A 17,187-nucleotide genomic window follows, 5' to 3' on the forward strand; every position below is an offset into this window, starting at 1 on the left:
AGGTCGAGGAGCATGGCAGAAACCACACTGACGCATACCGGCCAAACGGAGACGCGGCCCGCAGGCTGGCAAGGCATCGCCGCCGACTGGTCCTCGGATCAGCGCGCGTTCAAGAACGTGTCCTGGGGCAAGGCCATGATGTGGATCTTCCTGCTCAGCGACACCTTCATCTTCGGCTGCTTCCTGCTCTCCTACATGACAGCGCGCGTTTCCACGCGCGTGCCGTGGCCCAATCCGAGCGAGGTCTTTGCGCTTCGCATCGGCGGTTCGGACATTCCACTGATCCTGATTGCCATCATGACCTTCGTGCTGATATCGAGCAGCGGAACGATGGCCATGGCGGTCAATTTCGGCTATCGCCGCGACCGCCGCAAAACCGCAATCCTCATGCTTCTGACGGCAGCGCTAGGAGCCACCTTCGTCGGCATGCAAGCCTTCGAATGGACCAAGCTGATCACCGAAGGGGTACGGCCGTGGGGCAATCCCTGGGGCGCGGCACAATTCGGTTCGACTTTCTTCATGATCACCGGCTTCCACGGCACGCATGTGACGATCGGCGTGATCTTCCTCATCATCGTGGCGCGAAAGGTCTGGCGTGGAGACTATGACGTCGGACGTCCCGGCTTCTTCACCAGCCGCAGGGGTCGCTACGAGAACGTCGAAATCATGGGGCTCTACTGGCATTTCGTCGACCTGGTCTGGGTCTTCATTTTCGCATTCTTCTATCTTTGGTGAGAGGCTGACATGGCTGAAGCAACCGCAAACGGCCTCGGGCAACACGCGCTGCACTCTGATCATGCGCATGAAGGGCCACCGACCGGCGTCGCGGAGGTTCATCAGGAACATCCGATCAAGCTCTATCTGGTGGTCTGGGCATGGCTGTTCATCCTCAGCGCCTGCTCCTACATGGTCGATTATCTCGGCATCCACGGCTATCTCAGATGGTCTCTGATCCTGATCTTCATGATCCTCAAGGCCGGGCTGATCGTCGCCGTGTTCATGCACATGGCCTGGGAGCGGCTGGCGCTGACCTATGCGATCATCCTGCCGCCGCTTCTGATATTGGTGTTCGTGGCGATGATGCTCTTCGAAGCGGACTACACGCTTCTCACCCGGTTGTCCTTCTTCGGACCGGGGCCCTGACGCACAGTCTTCATCTCCGGTCAAAGACCGGAGATGAAGCTTCCCATCAGCTGATCTGCGGGGTCAGAGGCCGACCCGCGTCGGGGACGATGGCGGCTCCACAACCTTGCGGTAGACATGCCAGGTGGCGTGACCCAGGATCGGCAGCACGACCGCCAGCCCGGCAAACACCGGCAGCGAGCCTATGATCAGGGCGACGGCGACAATCAGTCCCCAGACAGCCATGGGGATCGGGTTCGCCAGCACCGCTCGCACCGACGTGTGGATGGCTTCGTAGGCGCCGACGTCGCGGTCGAGCAGCAATGGGAAGGCGACAACCGTCGTGCACAACACCACCGCGGCGAAGACGAAGCCGATGGCGTGCCCCAGGACAATCAGAGACCAGCCGCGTCCGGTGGCAAATATTTCATTGATGAAGCCCGAAATCGATGCAGGCGGAGCCGGGCCGAAGAGATATTCGTAGAACACCTGCGCCGCCAAAAGCCAGGCGATGAAGATTGCAACCAGCATGATCCCGACTGCGGCGATGGCTGGCAGGGCCGGAGAATTCCTGACCTCGAACGCGTGCGTCCAGGAGGTGTCGAGCCCGGCTTCTCGTCTGCGGCTGATCTCGTAAAGGCCGATCGCCGCGAATGGACCGATAAGCGCAAAGCCGGACACCAGCGGAAACAACATCGGCAACGCATTGGCACCCGAAGTCCAGGCAGCGAGCACCACGCCGACAAGCGGATAGATCAGGCAGAGAAAGACGATGTGCGACGGTTTGACCATAAAATCGTCAACACCGCGCTTGAGCGCATCGAAAAGATCGGAAACACTGATTTTTCGGATTTTGGTGTGTTCCAGCGTTTCGCTGGCGCCTGCAATCACGTGAAAACTTGTCATGCCCGTTCCTCCAGACCAGGTCCGGCAAGGTCGCGGTATCACGGTGCTGCCGTTCTGCATGACTGGCCACGCGAACCGCGACCTGCACCGCAATCAATATACCCCATTGACTGGAGCTTGTCGCCCGTTCTTACAAAAGGCTCCCGGAAGGCGAAGTTTCCGAACACAGCGTCATGCCGTCACCCTCCGGCTGACATGAACGCGCGCATCGCGATGGTATCGGCAAGCAGCACGGCAAAGATCGCGAAAAGATAGAAGATCGAATAGGCAAACAGCGCCTTGGCCGGCTTCATCTCCTTGTCGAGGATGACCAGGGCGTTCCAGGCATGCCAGATGAAACCCGAGCCCAATGCAGCCGAAACAATCCCATAAACCCCGCTCGTAAATCCGAACGCCCAGGGCAGCACTCCGATCGGTGCCAGGAGCAGTGAATAGGCGAAGATCTGCCTTCTGGTCGAGGCCTGGCCGGCCACGTTCGGCATCATCGGGATGCCGGCAGCGGCATAGTCGCCGGCCTTGAACAGTGCGAGCGCCCAGAAATGCGGCGGCGTCCACAGGAAAATGATCAGGAACAGGATGAGGCTTTCAATGCCGATGGCGCCGGTGGCCGCCGCCCAGCCGATCATCGGAGGAAGGGCACCCGCCGCGCCGCCGATGACGATGTTCTGCGGTGTCGAGCGCTTCAGCCACATCGTATAGATGACGACGTAGAAAAAGATGGTGAAGGCCAGCAGTGACGCGGCAAGCCAGCCCACCAGCACGCCGAGCGTCATGACCGAAAGTGCGGAAAGCACCAAGCCGAAGCCGAGCGCTTCGCCGGCCGTGACGCGGCCCGACGGAACCGGCCGCTTTGACGTGCGCGACATCAGCGCGTCGATGTCGGCGTCGTACCACATGTTGAGCGCGCCGGCCGCTCCCGCTCCAACCGCAATCGCACCTATGGCGATCACGGCGATGACCGGGTTCATCGCGCCGGGCGCCACCATCAGACCGACGAAGGCGGTAAACACGGCAAGGGCCATGACCCGAGGCTTCAAGAGCGCAAAGAAATCACTGGCCGTCGCTTCCGAGAGGCGGACGCCGGTATCCTTGAGGCTTTCCTTGACCGACATTTGAGACGACCATCGATGGAAACCGGGCAGCCTAGAGCAATTCCAGGAAAGTGTATGGGGTTTTCCGCCCGGAATTGCGTAAGAACAAAGAGATCGAGCGGATCGCAGTTTCCGTGAAACGGTGAAACGCTCTGGCCGGCCGAAGAGCCAGGTTACGGGGAAAATTGCTTCAGATAGGCGATGACGTTGGCGACGTCCTCGTCCTTCTTGAGGCCGGGAAACGCCATCTTCGTCCCTTTGACCATTGCCTTGGGGTCGTGAAGATACGTCGTCAGTGTCGGCTCATCCCATTTGACGCCGGATGTGCCGGCCGCGATCATGGCTTCGGAATATTTAAAATCCGGATGCGTGCCGGCCGTCCGGCCGATAACGCCATGCAACGAAGGGCCTATCTTGTTGGTGTCTTGGTCTGCGACGTGGCAGACCTTGCATTTGGTGAAGACCTTCTCGCCCGCCGCGGCGTCCTGTGCCCGCGATGGATTGGCGATGAAAGTTGCAACGGAAACGACGGCGAAAAACGCAACCAAGCGCATGGCATTCCTCCCTGATCGTCAAATTTGCCTGAGACGGTCTGCACATGCCGGTAGCACCAGCATGCGCCCTGCACGGCAGAATAGATTCTCCGCTCCTCCCCAGATGGAATTGCGGCACTTGTGTACCACAGAATCTGGCCGGTAGGTAGAACAGGTCGACCGTACAAAGGTTCAGGTGGGCTGCGGTGGCTCAAGGCACATCCGCCACAACGAAAAAGGCCGCCTCGAGGGCGGCCTTTTCTGATCTTGTCGTCAGGCGCTTATTCGGCGTCCTTGGCGGCCTTCTTCTTCGGGGCTGCCTTCTTCTTCGGCTCTTCCGCGTCGTCGGCCTTTTCAGCCTTGTCGGCCTTCTTGGCAGCGGCCTTCTTCGCCGGCTTGGCCTTGGCGGCATCGCCCTCTTCGTCGTCAGCCATCAGCTCTTCCTTGCTGACCTTGACGTCGGTGACCGAGATCTGGCTGAGCAGATGGTCGACGACCTTCTCCTCGAACATCGGCGCGCGCAGCGTGTTCAGGGCTTCCGGATTGCTGCGATAGAACTCGAAGGCTTCCTGCTGCTGGTTGGCCGGGTAGCGGCGCACCTGCTCGAACAGGCCGCGCTGCAGTTCCTCGTCGGAAACGGTGACGCCGGCCTTCTCGCCGATCTCGGCCAAAACCAGGCCGAGACGCACGCGGCGCTCGGCAAGCCGCAGATATTCGGCGCGTGCCTCTTCTTCCGTCGTCTCCTCGTCGGCGAAGGTACGGCCGGCGGCTTCGAGATCGCGGTTGACCTGGGTCCAGATGTTGTTGAACTCGGCATCGACGAGCTTCGACGGCGCCTCGAACGAATAGGCCGCGTCAAGCTGGTCGAGCAGCTGACGCTTGACCTTCTGGCGCGTCATCGAGCCGAACTGGTTCTCGATCTGGCCGCGCACCACGTCGCGCAGGCGCTCCAGCGATTCCAGGCCGAGGTTCTTGGCCATCTCGTCGTTGATTTCCAGCGCGCCGGGCTTGGACACTTCCTTGACGGTGACGTCGAAGGTGGCTTCCTTGCCGGCCAGATGCGCTGCCTGGTAGTTTTCCGGGAAAGTGACGGTGACCTGCTTCTCGTCGCCGGCCTTGGCGCCGATCAGTTGGTCCTCGAAGCCCGGAATGAATTCCTTGGACCCCAGAACCAGCGGCTGGTCGGTGCCGGCGCCGCCGGAAAAGGCCTCGCCGTCGATCTTGCCGACATAGTCGATCGAAACGCGGTCGCCTTCGGCGGCCTTGCCGGTCTTCGGCTCGAAGCTTCGCGCCGATTCGGCAACGCGCTGGACCTGTTCGTCGATCTCGCTGTCCGGCACTTCGAATACCTGGCGCGTCACCTTGATGTCGGAGAAATCCTTGATCTCGATCGCCGGGATGACCTCGTAGTTGAGGCGGAATTCGAAGTCGGCGCCGCCGGCCAGGATCTTCTCGGCCTCCTTCTCGTCTTCCGTCATGATCACTTCAGGCTGCATGGCGGCCTTTTCGCCGCGCCCCGTGATGATCGAACGGGTCGAATCGTTGAGGATCTCGTTGACCACTTCGGCCATGAACGACTTGCCGTAGACCTTGCGCAAATGCTGCACAGGCACCTTGCCGGGACGGAAGCCGTTGATGCGGACCTTGTTCCTGGCGTCGGACAGCCGCGCCATCAGCTTGGCTTCCATATCACCGGCCGGCACGGTGATCTTGATCTCGCGCTTGAGACCGGAGTTGAGCGTTTCGGTGACCTGCATCGTAAAACCTTTATCTTCACCAAAGAGGCTGCCACGGCGTCTTGCCGTTCACAGCCTGCCGGTACAATCTTGCCGGGAATGGCTTTTGGCACGGAACCTGGCGATTTGACCGAAATTACGGCTCAAATTCTTCCAAACTGCGTTCCAAGATGTGAATAAGTTCTTGTTTTTCCTACTTCTTATCACATTCTGCAGAAGCGGATCGGCGCGTCCCGTCACATTTGACACGCCTTTTGTCACAGGCGAGGCCAATTTTCAACCATCTTCGCGTTGCAGCGAATGACCGCCCCAACGGCAGACATTTTCGCCCCGACATTGACAGAATGATGGCTACATGGGATTGCCGACAAATGCGGATGTGGCGGAACTGGTAGACGCCCTGGATTTAGGTTCCAGTGCCGAAAGGCGTGGGGGTTCGAGTCCCTTCATCCGCACCACCCTTCACTCTATCGAGCTTCGGGTGGCAGGCCACCTGAGAGCTTGATATAGCGAAGGGTGTCCTCCGAAGCCGTGGCGTAGGAGGACTGGCGGCGACGGCCTACACTTCAAACACTTGACCGGTAAACCACTCCGCCAATTTCGCCAGCTCCGGCCCCAGCACCCGGTCGGCGTCGACCGGCGGCACGATCTTCCTGATATCCGCGACAAAATCCTGCAATGCCGGCGGCGCGGCGCGTTCAGTCACGTACAGGGCCTGCGAGGCGATCATGGCCAGCATGGCCATCGCCGCGTCGAGGCAGCGGCCGGCCGTCGCCTCCTTGGTCCAGGCGAAGAATGCGGTGGTGGCGACGTCGTCCTGGCCGGCGCCGGCCGATTCGGTTCCCGGGATGAAGGTGCGCTGCGCCGCAACCTTGGCCTGTTCGAGATAGCCGGTGATCGCCATCGGGACATAGCCGACATTGCCATGGCCATCGCTGTCGGCCCAATGCCGCCCGGTCATCAACAGGTCGGGCAGCAGCGACACCTTGCCGTTCAGCAGCTTTGAGGCGTGCCGGTCGCAAAGCAGGCAGAGATCGGCCCAGATCGCCGCCAGATCGTCCAATGCCGGTGTCGCCATGGCATTGTGGTAGCCGCCGGTGGAGATGCAGCGTCCCAGCGGATGCGCATCGTCGGGCGGGATATAGACCGGATTGTCCGAGATCGAGGCCAGCGACACGGTCGCCGCCTGCTCGGCGCCCGCCAGCGCCCGATGCGCATGGCCGAGCACGCGCGGCACGATGCGGTAGCTGACCGGCGCCTGATAGTTGCGCCGGCCGTCGCCGGCGCCAACCAGGTATTGCCGCAACCCTTGCAAGGCGGCCGCTTCGTGCGCGTCGCCCCACAGCCCGTCGAGCGCGGCATCATAATGCTCGAGCGGCGCACGAAAGGCTTCGATCGACAGCGCAAACACCTTGTGCGCCATCGCGACGCGACGGCGTGCGGCAAGTGCTGCGTCCGCCACAAGGGCGGCAGCGCAGGGCGAGCCGTTGATCAGCGAGCCCCGCTCCTTCACTTCGAGCTCCAGGCCAGCGGTAAGCGCGGCAAACAGCGGATAGAGCGCCAGGATCTCGCCGGCGCCGCCCTGCCCCTGCGACGACACCACCGGCATCGGTCCACCGTCGAGCATCGCCGCAACGGCTAGCGCGATGCGCGGCGTGGTGGCGGCATTGCCTTCGATGAAATTGGTCAGCCGTGCCAGCACGATCGCCCTGACGACGCGCTCAGGCAATGGCTCACCGAACGATGTGGCGGCGGCATACGCCTTGATGCGCGCATGGCGGTCGCGCTCGTCAAGTTCGAGCTTGCGGCTTGCCAGCTCGCCCATGGCGGTGGTGACGCCGTAGATGACCGGCGGCGGATCGGACTCAATGAGTTTCAGGAACGAGGCGCGGCATTCGGCAATGCGTTGCAAGGCCTTGTCGCCGATTTCGACCGTGTCGATTCTCCAGGCGACGCGCAAAACGGCATCGAGATTGATATCTTCGCGCGTCGTCACCGTAATCGGCATTGTCTTCGCCCGTCTGGTTTGCATGAGGGCGAAGCGATCGATCGTTGCCGAAGTCCATGCCCTGGGTAATGTCTTCTAGTAGAGCGGTTCCTCAAACAATGTCTTGTCGCCGTCCATCAACGCCTTGATCTGTGCCTGGCCACTGGCGGCGAGCGCGATGCGCACGCCGAATGGCCGCACCCGCATGTCGTTCTGGATCGCCATGCCCTGGCCCTCAGGTAGGTAGAAGCGGTCGATGCCGTATTGCGGTGCGATCGTGGATTCAGGATCAAGCGTCCAGCCCGGCGCGACCTGGCCGACAATATCGGCTTCGTCGGCGGTCGCCGGCGTCGGAGCCTTGCCGAACCAGGCCGTGGTCGCATGCCAATAGCCGTCGGCACCCGGCTTCAGCCGGACCACGATCGGCGTGTTCTCGCTCACGAGCTGGCCGGCCGGGATGTTGGCGATCAGCTTCACCGGCAAGCGCGATATTTCATAGCCGAGGATAATATAGTCGCCGCGCAGCAGATCGCGCGGATCGACCGGCTCGACTTTCAGCAAGACCTCCTTGCCGTTGCGCAGGATCGCCGCGCGGCCGGCGATGATCCAGCTCAGGAAGCCGATCTGGACGAGCGCCAGGACCAGCGCCGAGATGACAAGTTTCTTTCCCGACATCATGCTGCCGCTCCTTCCGGGGCCTTCATGCGTTTTTCCACACGGATGATGACGAGAGCCAGGATGCCGAACAGCACTGCGGCAGCCAGGAAGAAGCCGGCCGTGCCGAGCATCGTCTGCAAGGTCACGACATAGATAATGGCGAGCTCGAAGGCAAAGCCGGCATAGGCAACCCAGCGCAGCCCCCTGCTCTCGCGCCCGCCCAGCATGATCGCCGCGGCAATGCCGGCCAGTGCGATGACCGACGCAATGGCAAAGCCGTTGCTGAAGGCGTTGTCATCGCCCAGTTCGATCTGCATCATCGCCAGCCCGGTGAGAAAGCCGATCAAGGCGTGCAAAGGCAACCGCCCGCCGAGCTGCAAGATCCGGTCGGCCGGCCCAGCGGCGAAGATCGAAACCGCAAACAGCAGCGCCGACACCACGACGAGAGGAATAGCCAGGGCGAGCGTGTTCTGGTCCAGGCCGCGCACCGCGATATAGAAAATGACCGAGAGAATGATCAGGTGGCGTGCCGGCTGGCTGCGCGTCCACAACGAGACGACAAAAAGCACCGGCGCCATGATAACGAAGAAATCCGAAAATACGGGGCGGTCATAAAAGTCGAACGCGCGCACGAACAGCCAGGCAACGGATATGCCGACGGCAGCGACCGTCAGCGGGTTCGAGCGCAACGCCACCGCGGCTAATGCCGTGCCGATGCCCCAGGTGACGATGGCCGAGGCTTCGTCACCCGTGAGATGGTACATCTGGCCGATCAGCGCGATCGATCCGCCGAAGGCCGCGGCGGCCACGATCCACAGCGCCTCGCCGATCGCCGCATGGTCGCGCATCTTCAACACCGCGCCGCCGACATAGCCGGCGAGAATGACGGCAAACAGCGCCGCGACCCGCACCAGCCGCGGGATCGCGTCCCAGTTGGCGGCGACGAAGAGCAGGATCGCGGCGCCGAACAGCAGCGCTGCCATCATGGCCAATATAGTGCCGAAGCTCAGCGATTTGCGCTCGTTTGCGTCGATGTCGCACTTAAGCGCATCGGCCGTCTTGGCGTCGATCAGGCCGGCCTGCAGCCACCGCCCGATATCGGCCCTCGCCCGTGACGAATAACTCGCCATGCCGCTTCTCCCCCAGCTTGGTCTTTCTGACAGCCGATCCGCCCAAATCGTTGACGCAACGTCATTTTCCGATTCGGGTTTCTTCATGACGAAGCCGTGAACGCGCGTTAATGTTGCATTGCACAATTTGCATTGCTGCCATGCGCCAACAGCACTTTTAAATCGATATTACCCAGCCTATTTACTGTTCGTACACAAACGGAATGATCCGAAGAAAGACGAAACGAGCACTACCATGAACCTGATCCGCAACTACCGCAACTGGCGCCGCTACCGGGACACCGTCTCCGAGCTGAGCCGCCTGTCGAACCGTGAACTGACCGACCTCGGCATCAGCCGCAGCGACATCCACTACGTCGCCCGCAAGGCGGTCTAATCCTCTTCGGATCGCAAATGATCCGAACCAGTTTTGAAAAAGAGAACGACAATGAACCTGATCCGCAACTATCGTAACTGGCGCGTTTACCGCGACACCGTTACCGAGCTGGGTCGCCTTTCGAACCGTCAGCTCCATGATCTCGGCATCGTCCGTGACGAGATCAAGATCATCGCCCGCAGGGCGACGATCTAGCCAAAATTTCGCCAGGGTCGACCTCCTCCCCGACCCTGACGGATACGGTCAGCCTTCACCTCCTCCCGAGGGTTGACCACCAAAACGGCGCCCGCCGCACCTCCTCCCGCGGCGGGCGCTGTTTCCAAAGCGAACGCAGTTCGTCTTTCCGAAGCGAACGCAGTTCGTCTTCAAAGTGAACGCAGTTCGTCTTCCAGGGATTTCGCCTCCCTCGATCTGGCGAAAAGAATTTCGTCAAAGCCGACCTCCTCCCCGGCGATGGCGAATACGGCCGATCCCCACCTCCTCCCGAGGATCGGCCCCAAAAACGACACCCGCCGCACCTCCTCCCGCGGCGGGTGTTGTTGTTTTTGGGCAGGCTTTTCAATTGCGCATGCAGTCGATCGAGGCGCTTTACGCCGCCATCAGACCGTCGCTGCGGACATAAGAAAGTCGAGCTCCGTCGTTGCACGACAATGACCCACGCTCGCACCGGCCAATTGCAAACAGCGCGCCAAGCGATTATTCCGGCGCTCATGAGCAAAAATCCAATCCATATCGTCGGCGGCGGCCTCGCCGGCTCCGAAGCCGCATGGCAGGCAGCGCAAGCCGGTGTTCCCGTCATTTTGCATGAGATGCGCCCGGTGCGCGGCACCGATGCGCATAAGACCGATGGCCTGGCCGAGCTCGTCTGCTCCAACTCCTTCCGCTCCGACGATGCCGAAAACAACGCGGTCGGCCTGCTGCACGCCGAAATGCGGCTGGCCGGCTCGCTGATCATGAGTGCCGGCGACGCCAACCAGGTGCCGGCAGGCGGCGCGCTGGCCGTCGATCGCGACGGTTTCTCCGACGCGGTGACGAAAAAGCTTGAAGCGCACCCGCTGATCACCATCGAGCGCGAGGAAGTGCCGGGCCTGCCGCCGGCGGAGTGGGACCAGGCGATCATCGCCACGGGACCGCTGACCGCGCCGTCGCTCGCCCAGTCGATCGCCGAGGCAACCGGCGCCGATGCGCTGGCCTTCTTCGACGCGATTGCCCCGATCATCCATTTCGACACGATCGACATGGACACCTGCTGGTTCCAGTCGCGCTACGACAAGGTTGGGCCCGGCGGCACCGGCAAGGATTACATCAACTGCCCGATGGACAAGGACCAGTATCTCGCCTTCGTACAGGCGCTGGTCGACGGCCACAAGACCGAATTCAAGCAGTGGGAAGGCACGCCCTATTTCGACGGCTGCCTGCCGATCGAGATCATGGCCGAGCGCGGTGTCGAGACGCTTCGCTACGGACCGATGAAGCCGATGGGGCTGACCAATGAGCACAACCCGACGGTCAAAGCCTATGCCGTGGTGCAGCTGCGTCAGGACAATGCGCTGGGCACGCTCTACAACATGGTCGGTTTCCAGACCAAGCTGAAGCATGCCGAGCAGGTGCGCGTGTTCCGCACCATTCCGGGTCTGGAAAACGCCGAGTTCGCCCGTCTCGGCGGCCTGCACCGCAACACCTACATCAACTCGCCGACCTTGCTCGACGCCTCGCTGCAGCTGAAGTCGCGGCCGGGCCTGCGCTTTGCCGGCCAGATCACCGGCTGCGAGGGCTATGTCGAGAGCGCGGGGATCGGCCTGCTCGCCGGCCGCTTCGCCGCCGCCGAGCGGCTCGGCCACGCGCCATCGCTGCCACCGCTCACCACCGCCTTCGGCGCGCTGCTCAACCACATCACCGGCGGCCACATCGTCTCAGACGACGAGCCGGGCAAACGCTCGTTCCAGCCGATGAACGTCAATTTCGGCCTTTTCCCGCCGGTGGAAGCACCGAAGACCGAAGGCAAACGCCTGCGCGGCAAGGACAAGACGGTGGCCAAGCGCCACGCGATCACCTCACGCGCGCGGGCAGATTGTCGGGAGTGGCTAGGGCTGCCGGCGCAAACAGCGGAAGCTGCTGAATAGCCAAGTCTCAGAGTCCTAACGCGATTGACGTTTACGTCAACTCGCTGGCCATCCCCGCGTTGCGCGCCTGAGCAACAGCCAATGCCGGCGCAGAGCCGAAAGCCGGGCTGCGCCACCAAGCGGCGAGCGGCCATTGGCCATCTTGCCGAGATAGGCGCTGGTCAGCGCCAGCGGCAGGAACGCCGGACGCAGCGTTTCCGGAAGTGCGGACGCCCCTTGCTCGAAAGCGCGGAGATGCTCCTGCGCCAATGCAATCATCGCAGCCACCGCGCGCTGAGCGCCGGGGCCGCCGTCGCCGCTGACGAACTCCTCCGGCGACGAGCCGGCCGCTGCAAGGATATCCGCCGGCACGAAGCATTGCCCGCGTCGGCGATGCAGCGGCAACAGCAGCAACAGGCCGGTCATCGCCTGGGCGCAGCCGGCCCTGCCCGCCAGTTCGGCAAAGCGCGGCGCCTGATTGGGATCGAGCACCATCGCCGCCAGCTGGATCAGCGCGGCCGCCGTCTCGCCGCAATATCCCTCGAGATCGGTGCGCGACGGCATCGGATCGTCATAGAGGTCGAAGATGCGGGCCTCGAGCATGTTGTCGAAGGCAGTTTTGGGCAGGCCATGGGCAGAAATCGTCGCCTTCAGCGCATCGGCGAGCGGGTTGCCTGTGGCTGCGGCTTCAGCAGCGATGACATCGCGCCACCATTGCAGCCTCACTTCGCCCGGCAATGCCTCGTGGATGCGGTCTCGGACAGACGCAATCTCGGCATTGAAGGCGTAAAGCGAAAACAGCGCCGCGCGCTTGTTGGCCGGTGCATAGAGTGCGCTGACATAGCGGTCATGGTCGCCGGCGCGCACCGTCTCCATGACGATGTCAGCTGTATCGGTCACGTCAGTCGACGGCGATCAGCGCCGCGGCCACGGCGCGGTCTTCGGCAAGCAGAACATTGTAGGTCCGCACCGCTGCCCCCGTCGACATCGGGTCGGAGCCAATGCCAGCCGCTTTCAGCGCCGCCCGAAGTGCTGTCGGCAAGGGCCGCAAATCCTTGCCTGTGCCGACCAGCAGGATCTCGACCTTGCCGGCCTCAGCCAGCAGCAGGTCGAAATCCGCCGCCGTCAGGGCCAGCGGATCGGCCGGCTCCCAGCCATGGATGCCGGAGGGCAGGCAAAGAAGCGAGCCGCGATGCGACATGTCGGCGAAGCGGAAGCCGCCATTGCCGTAGGCTTCGATCGGCGCCCGTCCGGGGAAATGCGCCTCGCGGATGACGATGCCTTTTGCCACCAGCGCAGCCGTCAGGTCGCCATGGCCTTGCCGCCACCAACCGGCTTCTCCTCATCGGCGCTCGCTCCCTGCGGCCTGAGCCTGAACAGGATCAGCAAGGGCGCTGCGATGAAGATCGACGAATAGGTGCCGAAGACGACGCCGAACAGCATCGCCATGGTGAACGAGCGGATCACCTCGCCGCCGAACAACACGAGCGCCAGCAGCGCCAGGATGGTCGTCACCGAAGTCAGCGTCGTTCTCGACAGCGTCTCGTTGATGGCGTTGTTCAACAATTGTGGGAGCGGCATTCGTTTGTATTTTCGCAAATCTTCTCGAACACGGTCATAGACGACGATCGTGTCGTTGAGCGAATAGCCGATAATGGTCAGGATCGCCGCCAGCGAAGACTGGTTGAACTCGAGCCCGGTGATGACGAAGAAGCCCAGCGTCATCACCACATCGTGCACCGTCGCCACGATTGCGCCGACCGCGAACTGCCATTCGAAGCGGAACCAGACATAGACCAGGATGCCGATCAGCGCGATGATCATCGCAATCGTGCCTTGCTTGGCCAGTTCGCCCGAAACGGTGGGACCCACCACCTCGACGCGGCGGAAATCGTAATTGTCCTGCAGCTCGCCGCGCACCTTGTCGATGACGGTCTGCTCGGCGTTCTCACCGCCATCCTGGGTGCCAACGCGGATCAGCACGTCATTCGGCGCGCCGAATTGCTGGACCTGCACTTCACCGATATTGAGCTCCGACAGCCGGCTTCTGATATCGCCAATATCGGCGTCGCCTTGCTTGGACTGCACCTCGATGATCGAGCCGCCCTTGAAGTCGATGCCGTAGTTGATGTCGATGGTCAGGAATCCGATAACCGACGCGATCGACAGCAGGCTGGACAGTGCGAACGTCCAGCGGCGGATGCCCATGAACGGGATTTTCGTGCCGGCCGGAACGAAGGTCACCGGCGCACGCGGCAATTCCTTCGGACGCGCACGGCGCAGCCAGATCGACACCAGCAGACGGGTGAAGGTGAAGGCGGTGAACACCGTGGTCAAAATGCCGATGGCATAGGTGATGGCGAAGCCCTTGACCGGTCCGGTGCCGAGATAGAACAGCACGACCGTGGCAATCAGCGACGTCACGTTGGAATCCACGATGGTCGCCAACGCCTTGGTGAAGCCTGTGTCGATCGACTGGATGACCGAACGGCCGGCCCGTCGCTCCTCTCGGATACGCTCATAGATCAGCACGTTGGAATCGACCGCCATGCCGATGGTCAGTACGATACCGGCAATGCCGGGCAAGGTCAGTGTCGCGCCAAGCAGCGACAAGACCCCGACGATCATCGCCACGTGCACGGCGAGCGCAATGTTGGCGAGGAAGCCGAGAAGTCCGTAGGCGACGAACATGAAGGCGACGACGAGAATGGAGCCGATGATGCCGGCGACCTTGCCGGCATGGATCGAATCCTGGCCGAGGCCCGGGCCGACGGTGCGTTCTTCGATCACGGTCAGCTTTGCCGGCAGCGCGCCGGCGCGCAGCAGCACGGCGAGGTCGTTGGCGCTTTCGGCGGTGAAATTGCCTGAGATCTGGCCGCTGCCGCCGAGGATCGGTTCGCGGATCACCGGCGCCGAAATCACCTGATTGTCGAGGATGATGGCGAACGGCTTGCCGACATTCTGCTGCGTCGCCTGGCCGAATCGTGTCGCACCGCGCGAGTTGAAGACGAACGAAACCACCGGCTCGTTGTTTCGGGAATCATAGGTTGCCGTCGCCTTGGCAAGATCTTCACCGGACACGATGACGCGATTTTCCACCAGATACGGAACCGGCGGATCGTCCTGCGAATAAAGCACCGAGGAGCCTGCCGGCGGGCGGCCGTTCAGCGCATCCTGCACCGACATCGAGGTATCGACCATCTGGAAGGTCATCTTGGCGGTCTGGCCGATGATCTCCTTCAGCCTTTGCGGATCCTGCAGGCCCGGCACCTGGACGAGTACACGGTCGTCGCCCTGCCGCTGCACGATCGGCTCGGTGGTGCCGAGTTCGTTGACGCGACGCTCGACGACTTCGATCGACTGCGCCAATGCGGCCGAGGTGCGGTATTTGATGCCGGCGTCGGTGACGGTGAATTTGAGCAGCCCGGCTTCGGAATCATCCAGGGACATCTCCTGGATGGAGCCACCGGTGAACAGGCCGGCGGCGACCGGATCGGTCAGCGGCTTAAGCGCCGCCTTGGCGGCATCGATCTGGGTTGGATCGGTGATGCGCACTTGTACGGTCCTGCCGGTGCCGCCAAGGCCGGTATAGCCCACCTTGGCATCGCGCAGCAGCGTGCGGATCTCGTCGCGCGTCGTTTCCAGCTGCGCCTTGACCAGGTCGTTCTGGTCCATCTGCAAGAGGATGTGCGAACCGCCCTGCAGATCGAGACCAAGCGTCATCTGCCGCTTCGGCACCCAGTTGGGCAATTGCGCCAATGTGCTGGCCGGGAAGAGATTTGGCGCGGCAAGGATGAATGTGACGGCCACGGCGATCCAGATCAGGATCATCTTCAGGCGCGAAAAATACAGCATATGGCGTTGTCCGTCAGGGCGTACTGGCGGATCGTTCCGCCGACAATTCGGTTATTTCTTGGCGTTCTTATTTGCCACCGGCTCGCCCTTAACCCGCACTTCGCCGATTGTCGAGCGCGCTGAGGTCAATTTGGCGCTGCCGCCGGCAGCGGTTTCGGCGTCAATCGCCTCTGTCGGTTCCATTCTAATTCTGATCACCGCCGGGCGCTATCGTGCGCTACTCGACTATTTTCAATTGTGCAGGCATCGGTCCGGAACGCAAAAGCAAGGCCAGATCATCGGCGTTCTCCTTTGTAAGGTTGCCCGATATCTGGCCGCGGCCGTTAAGAATTGGCTCGCGGACGACTGGCACCGAAAGCACTTGGTTGTCGAGGATCATCGCAAATAGCTTGCCGACATTCTGCGAGGTCGCCTGCGCAACGCGTGCCGTTGCCCTGGAATCGAAGGTGAACGAAACCGCCGGCTCATTTGTGACGGAGTTGGGAGTCGCCTGAGCATTGACAATGTCGTCACTGGAAACGATCGTTCGGCTCTCAACCAGATAGGGAACCGGTGGATCGTCCTTCGAATAAACCACCACCGAGCCAGCGGGCGTCCGGCCATTGATCGCATCAGCGACCGGCATCGACTCATCAACCCACTGAAAAGTCAGCATTCCGGTTCGGGTGAGAATTCTCCTCAGCCTTTGCAAATCCGCAACGCCCGAGGTCCGGACCAGCATACCGTCTTCGCCCTCTGGCCGCACTACTGGGTCGGCTACACCAAGATCACGCAGGCGATTCTTAATGACCACGATCGACTGCGCAAGCGCGATCGACATCCGATACTTGATACCTGTGTCTGTTACCGTGAACTTGAGCAACGCTGCTCCGGTATCATCCAGGATCACTTCCTGGACCGGACCAGCGCTGCCAAGGACAGGATCAGTCACCGCCTCCAATGCCATCTTGGCCGCGCCGACCTGAGCGGCGTCGGTGATATGCACCTGAACGGCCCGACCCGACTTAGCAAGACCAGTATAGCCGATCCTTGCATCGCGCAGCAGCGTCCTGATTTCGTCACGCGTCGCCTCCAACCGGCGATCGATCACATCGGTCGCGTCCAATCGAAGCAGCACGTCCGCGCCGGCAGCGTGAAGACTGGGCGCGTCGACGAGCATTGTGGCCATAGCAAGCCAGATCAGGATCATTTTCAGGCGCGAAAAATGGACCATACGCCGTCTTTTGTCAGAGCTCTGCCCGCGGATCGCTCCGCTTGGGAAACTGGCTTACTTCTTGGCGTTCTGGTTGGCCACCGGCTCGCCCTTGACCCGAACATCGGCGATCGTCGAGCGCAGCGCCGTCACCTTGGTGCCGCCGCCAAGGTCGATCTCAAGCTCATTGTCGTCGATCACCTTGGTCACCTTGCCGACGAAGCCGCCGCCGGTGATGACCGTGTCGCCACGGCGCACGGCCGAGATCATCTCCTGGCGCTTCTTCAACTGGGCGCGCTGCGGCCGGATGATGAGGAAATACATGATCACGAAGATCAGAACGAACGGGAGTATCATGCCGATATCCCCGAACGGACCAAGCGGAGTTCCGGTAGCTTGGGCGTATGCCGGTGTGACGAACATCAAGAACTCCTGGTTACGAAGAAGGCCGTAGGGCGGCCTCGCCAAATTTGGCCGGAATATAGTGGGTAAAGTTACCA

General features: G+C 61.8%; 17 protein-coding genes and 1 tRNA gene. 6 read left to right on the top strand and 12 right to left on the bottom strand.

Features of this window, described 5'->3' with window-relative positions:
- The first annotated feature begins 12 nt into the window (after positions 1 to 12).
- Both NKI64_RS16050 and NKI64_RS16055 read left to right on the top strand, forming a co-directional pair.
- The gene (locus NKI64_RS16050; RefSeq protein ID WP_023667664.1) at positions 13 to 735 is read left to right on the top strand and encodes a heme-copper oxidase subunit III family protein; all 723 of its coding nucleotides are present in this window, start codon (positions 13 to 15) and stop codon (positions 733 to 735) included.
- A gap of 9 nt (positions 736 to 744) precedes the next feature.
- Positions 745 to 1,143: a cytochrome C oxidase subunit IV family protein gene (locus NKI64_RS16055; protein WP_023733688.1), complete on the top strand. Its 399-nt coding sequence runs from the start codon at positions 745 to 747 to the stop codon at positions 1,141 to 1,143.
- A gap of 63 nt (positions 1,144 to 1,206) precedes the next feature.
- On the opposite strand, the gene NKI64_RS16060 is transcribed toward NKI64_RS16055, so the two are convergent.
- From NKI64_RS16060 to tig, 4 genes are all read right to left on the bottom strand, one after another.
- A complete protein-coding gene (locus NKI64_RS16060) occupies positions 1,207 to 2,028 on the bottom strand; it encodes a DUF2189 domain-containing protein (protein ID WP_023691119.1) in 822 nt (273 codons plus the stop codon).
- 179 nt (positions 2,029 to 2,207) lie between these two features.
- Positions 2,208 to 3,140, bottom strand: coding sequence for a heme o synthase (locus NKI64_RS16065; protein ID WP_023807355.1), 933 nt, complete (start codon positions 3,138 to 3,140; stop codon positions 2,208 to 2,210).
- 152 nt (positions 3,141 to 3,292) lie between these two features.
- Entirely contained in the window at positions 3,293 to 3,673 is a 381-nt protein-coding gene (locus tag NKI64_RS16070; RefSeq protein ID WP_023667668.1) for a c-type cytochrome, read from the bottom strand.
- Between the two features lie 260 nt (positions 3,674 to 3,933).
- Positions 3,934 to 5,409, bottom strand: coding sequence for a trigger factor (gene tig / locus NKI64_RS16075; protein ID WP_023825709.1), 1,476 nt, complete (start codon positions 5,407 to 5,409; stop codon positions 3,934 to 3,936).
- A gap of 352 nt (positions 5,410 to 5,761) precedes the next feature.
- On the opposite strand from tig, the gene NKI64_RS16080 reads away from it, so the two are divergent.
- A tRNA-Leu gene (locus NKI64_RS16080) sits at positions 5,762 to 5,846 on the top strand.
- Positions 5,847 to 5,947: 101 nt separating this feature from the next.
- Here the strand turns inward: NKI64_RS16080 and NKI64_RS16085 are convergent.
- From NKI64_RS16085 to NKI64_RS16095, 3 genes are all read right to left on the bottom strand, one after another.
- Entirely contained in the window at positions 5,948 to 7,396 is a 1,449-nt protein-coding gene (locus NKI64_RS16085; RefSeq protein WP_023815397.1) for an aromatic amino acid lyase, read from the bottom strand.
- 75 nt (positions 7,397 to 7,471) lie between these two features.
- Positions 7,472 to 8,053, bottom strand: coding sequence for a GDYXXLXY domain-containing protein (locus NKI64_RS16090; RefSeq protein ID WP_023697610.1), 582 nt, complete (start codon positions 8,051 to 8,053; stop codon positions 7,472 to 7,474).
- On the bottom strand, positions 8,050 to 9,162 hold the full coding sequence (locus NKI64_RS16095) for a DUF2157 domain-containing protein (protein ID WP_023815398.1): 1,113 nt from the start codon (positions 9,160 to 9,162) through the stop codon (positions 8,050 to 8,052). The genes NKI64_RS16090 and NKI64_RS16095 overlap by 4 nt, the downstream gene beginning before the upstream one ends.
- A 235-nt stretch (positions 9,163 to 9,397) precedes the next feature.
- Here NKI64_RS16095 and NKI64_RS16100 point away from each other — a divergent pair, with 235 nt between their 5' ends.
- From NKI64_RS16100 to trmFO, 3 genes are all read left to right on the top strand, one after another.
- Positions 9,398 to 9,538, top strand: coding sequence for a DUF1127 domain-containing protein (locus NKI64_RS16100; protein ID WP_006335194.1), 141 nt, complete (start codon positions 9,398 to 9,400; stop codon positions 9,536 to 9,538).
- Between the two features lie 51 nt (positions 9,539 to 9,589).
- Positions 9,590 to 9,733, top strand: a complete 144-nt coding sequence (locus tag NKI64_RS16105; protein WP_023667673.1) for a DUF1127 domain-containing protein — start codon at positions 9,590 to 9,592, stop codon at positions 9,731 to 9,733.
- Positions 9,734 to 10,248: 515 nt separating this feature from the next.
- Positions 10,249 to 11,661 carry a methylenetetrahydrofolate--tRNA-(uracil(54)-C(5))-methyltransferase (FADH(2)-oxidizing) TrmFO gene (trmFO, locus tag NKI64_RS16110; protein ID WP_352668721.1) on the top strand — a complete coding sequence of 471 codons (1,413 nt, stop codon included), beginning with the start codon at positions 10,249 to 10,251 and terminating at the stop codon, positions 11,659 to 11,661.
- A gap of 36 nt (positions 11,662 to 11,697) precedes the next feature.
- Here trmFO and NKI64_RS16115 read toward each other — a convergent pair whose 3' ends face one another.
- The 5 genes from NKI64_RS16115 to yajC form a co-directional block, all read right to left on the bottom strand.
- Positions 11,698 to 12,516, bottom strand: a complete 819-nt coding sequence (locus tag NKI64_RS16115; RefSeq protein ID WP_023751547.1) for a phytoene/squalene synthase family protein — start codon at positions 12,514 to 12,516, stop codon at positions 11,698 to 11,700.
- A gap of 25 nt (positions 12,517 to 12,541) precedes the next feature.
- Complete coding sequence (locus NKI64_RS16120) at positions 12,542 to 12,931, bottom strand: Mth938-like domain-containing protein (RefSeq protein WP_023688226.1); 390 nt, start codon at positions 12,929 to 12,931, stop codon at positions 12,542 to 12,544.
- Between the two features lie 11 nt (positions 12,932 to 12,942).
- Positions 12,943 to 15,495, bottom strand: coding sequence for a protein translocase subunit SecDF (gene secDF / locus NKI64_RS16125; RefSeq protein WP_023667677.1), 2,553 nt, complete (start codon positions 15,493 to 15,495; stop codon positions 12,943 to 12,945).
- Positions 15,496 to 15,712: 217 nt separating this feature from the next.
- Positions 15,713 to 16,708: a SecDF P1 head subdomain-containing protein gene (locus NKI64_RS16130; protein WP_023688225.1), complete on the bottom strand. Its 996-nt coding sequence runs from the start codon at positions 16,706 to 16,708 to the stop codon at positions 15,713 to 15,715.
- A 54-nt stretch (positions 16,709 to 16,762) separates the two neighbouring features.
- Complete coding sequence (yajC, locus tag NKI64_RS16135) at positions 16,763 to 17,110, bottom strand: preprotein translocase subunit YajC (protein ID WP_023667680.1); 348 nt, start codon at positions 17,108 to 17,110, stop codon at positions 16,763 to 16,765.
- Positions 17,111 to 17,187: the final 77 nt, after the last annotated feature.

Origin of the sequence: Mesorhizobium sp. M0478 (genome assembly GCF_040321305.1) — a bacterium.
Classification (GTDB): Bacteria; Pseudomonadota; Alphaproteobacteria; order Rhizobiales; family Rhizobiaceae; genus Mesorhizobium.

Excerpts from the sequence above, each read along its gene's own strand:
- NKI64_RS16130 (WP_023688225.1), bottom strand. The coding sequence starts at position 16,708 with ATGGTCCATTTTTCGCGCCTGAAAATGATCCTGATCTGGCTTGCTATG.
- NKI64_RS16070 (WP_023667668.1), bottom strand. The coding sequence starts at position 3,673 with ATGCGCTTGGTTGCGTTTTTCGCCGTCGTTTCCGTTGCAACTTTCATC.
- NKI64_RS16060 (WP_023691119.1), bottom strand. The coding sequence starts at position 2,028 with ATGACAAGTTTTCACGTGATTGCAGGCGCCAGCGAAACGCTGGAACAC.
- NKI64_RS16100 (WP_006335194.1), top strand. The coding sequence starts at position 9,398 with ATGAACCTGATCCGCAACTACCGCAACTGGCGCCGCTACCGGGACACC.
- secDF (WP_023667677.1), bottom strand. The coding sequence starts at position 15,495 with ATGCTGTATTTTTCGCGCCTGAAGATGATCCTGATCTGGATCGCCGTG.
- NKI64_RS16095 (WP_023815398.1), bottom strand. The coding sequence starts at position 9,162 with ATGGCGAGTTATTCGTCACGGGCGAGGGCCGATATCGGGCGGTGGCTG.
- tig (WP_023825709.1), bottom strand. The coding sequence starts at position 5,409 with ATGCAGGTCACCGAAACGCTCAACTCCGGTCTCAAGCGCGAGATCAAG.
- NKI64_RS16090 (WP_023697610.1), bottom strand. The coding sequence starts at position 8,053 with ATGATGTCGGGAAAGAAACTTGTCATCTCGGCGCTGGTCCTGGCGCTC.
- trmFO (WP_352668721.1), top strand. The coding sequence starts at position 10,249 with ATGAGCAAAAATCCAATCCATATCGTCGGCGGCGGCCTCGCCGGCTCC.
- NKI64_RS16065 (WP_023807355.1), bottom strand. The coding sequence starts at position 3,140 with ATGTCGGTCAAGGAAAGCCTCAAGGATACCGGCGTCCGCCTCTCGGAA.
- NKI64_RS16105 (WP_023667673.1), top strand. The coding sequence starts at position 9,590 with ATGAACCTGATCCGCAACTATCGTAACTGGCGCGTTTACCGCGACACC.
- NKI64_RS16055 (WP_023733688.1), top strand. The coding sequence starts at position 745 with ATGGCTGAAGCAACCGCAAACGGCCTCGGGCAACACGCGCTGCACTCT.
- NKI64_RS16050 (WP_023667664.1), top strand. The coding sequence starts at position 13 with ATGGCAGAAACCACACTGACGCATACCGGCCAAACGGAGACGCGGCCC.
- NKI64_RS16115 (WP_023751547.1), bottom strand. The coding sequence starts at position 12,516 with ATGGAGACGGTGCGCGCCGGCGACCATGACCGCTATGTCAGCGCACTC.
- yajC (WP_023667680.1), bottom strand. The coding sequence starts at position 17,110 with ATGTTCGTCACACCGGCATACGCCCAAGCTACCGGAACTCCGCTTGGT.
- NKI64_RS16085 (WP_023815397.1), bottom strand. The coding sequence starts at position 7,396 with ATGCCGATTACGGTGACGACGCGCGAAGATATCAATCTCGATGCCGTT.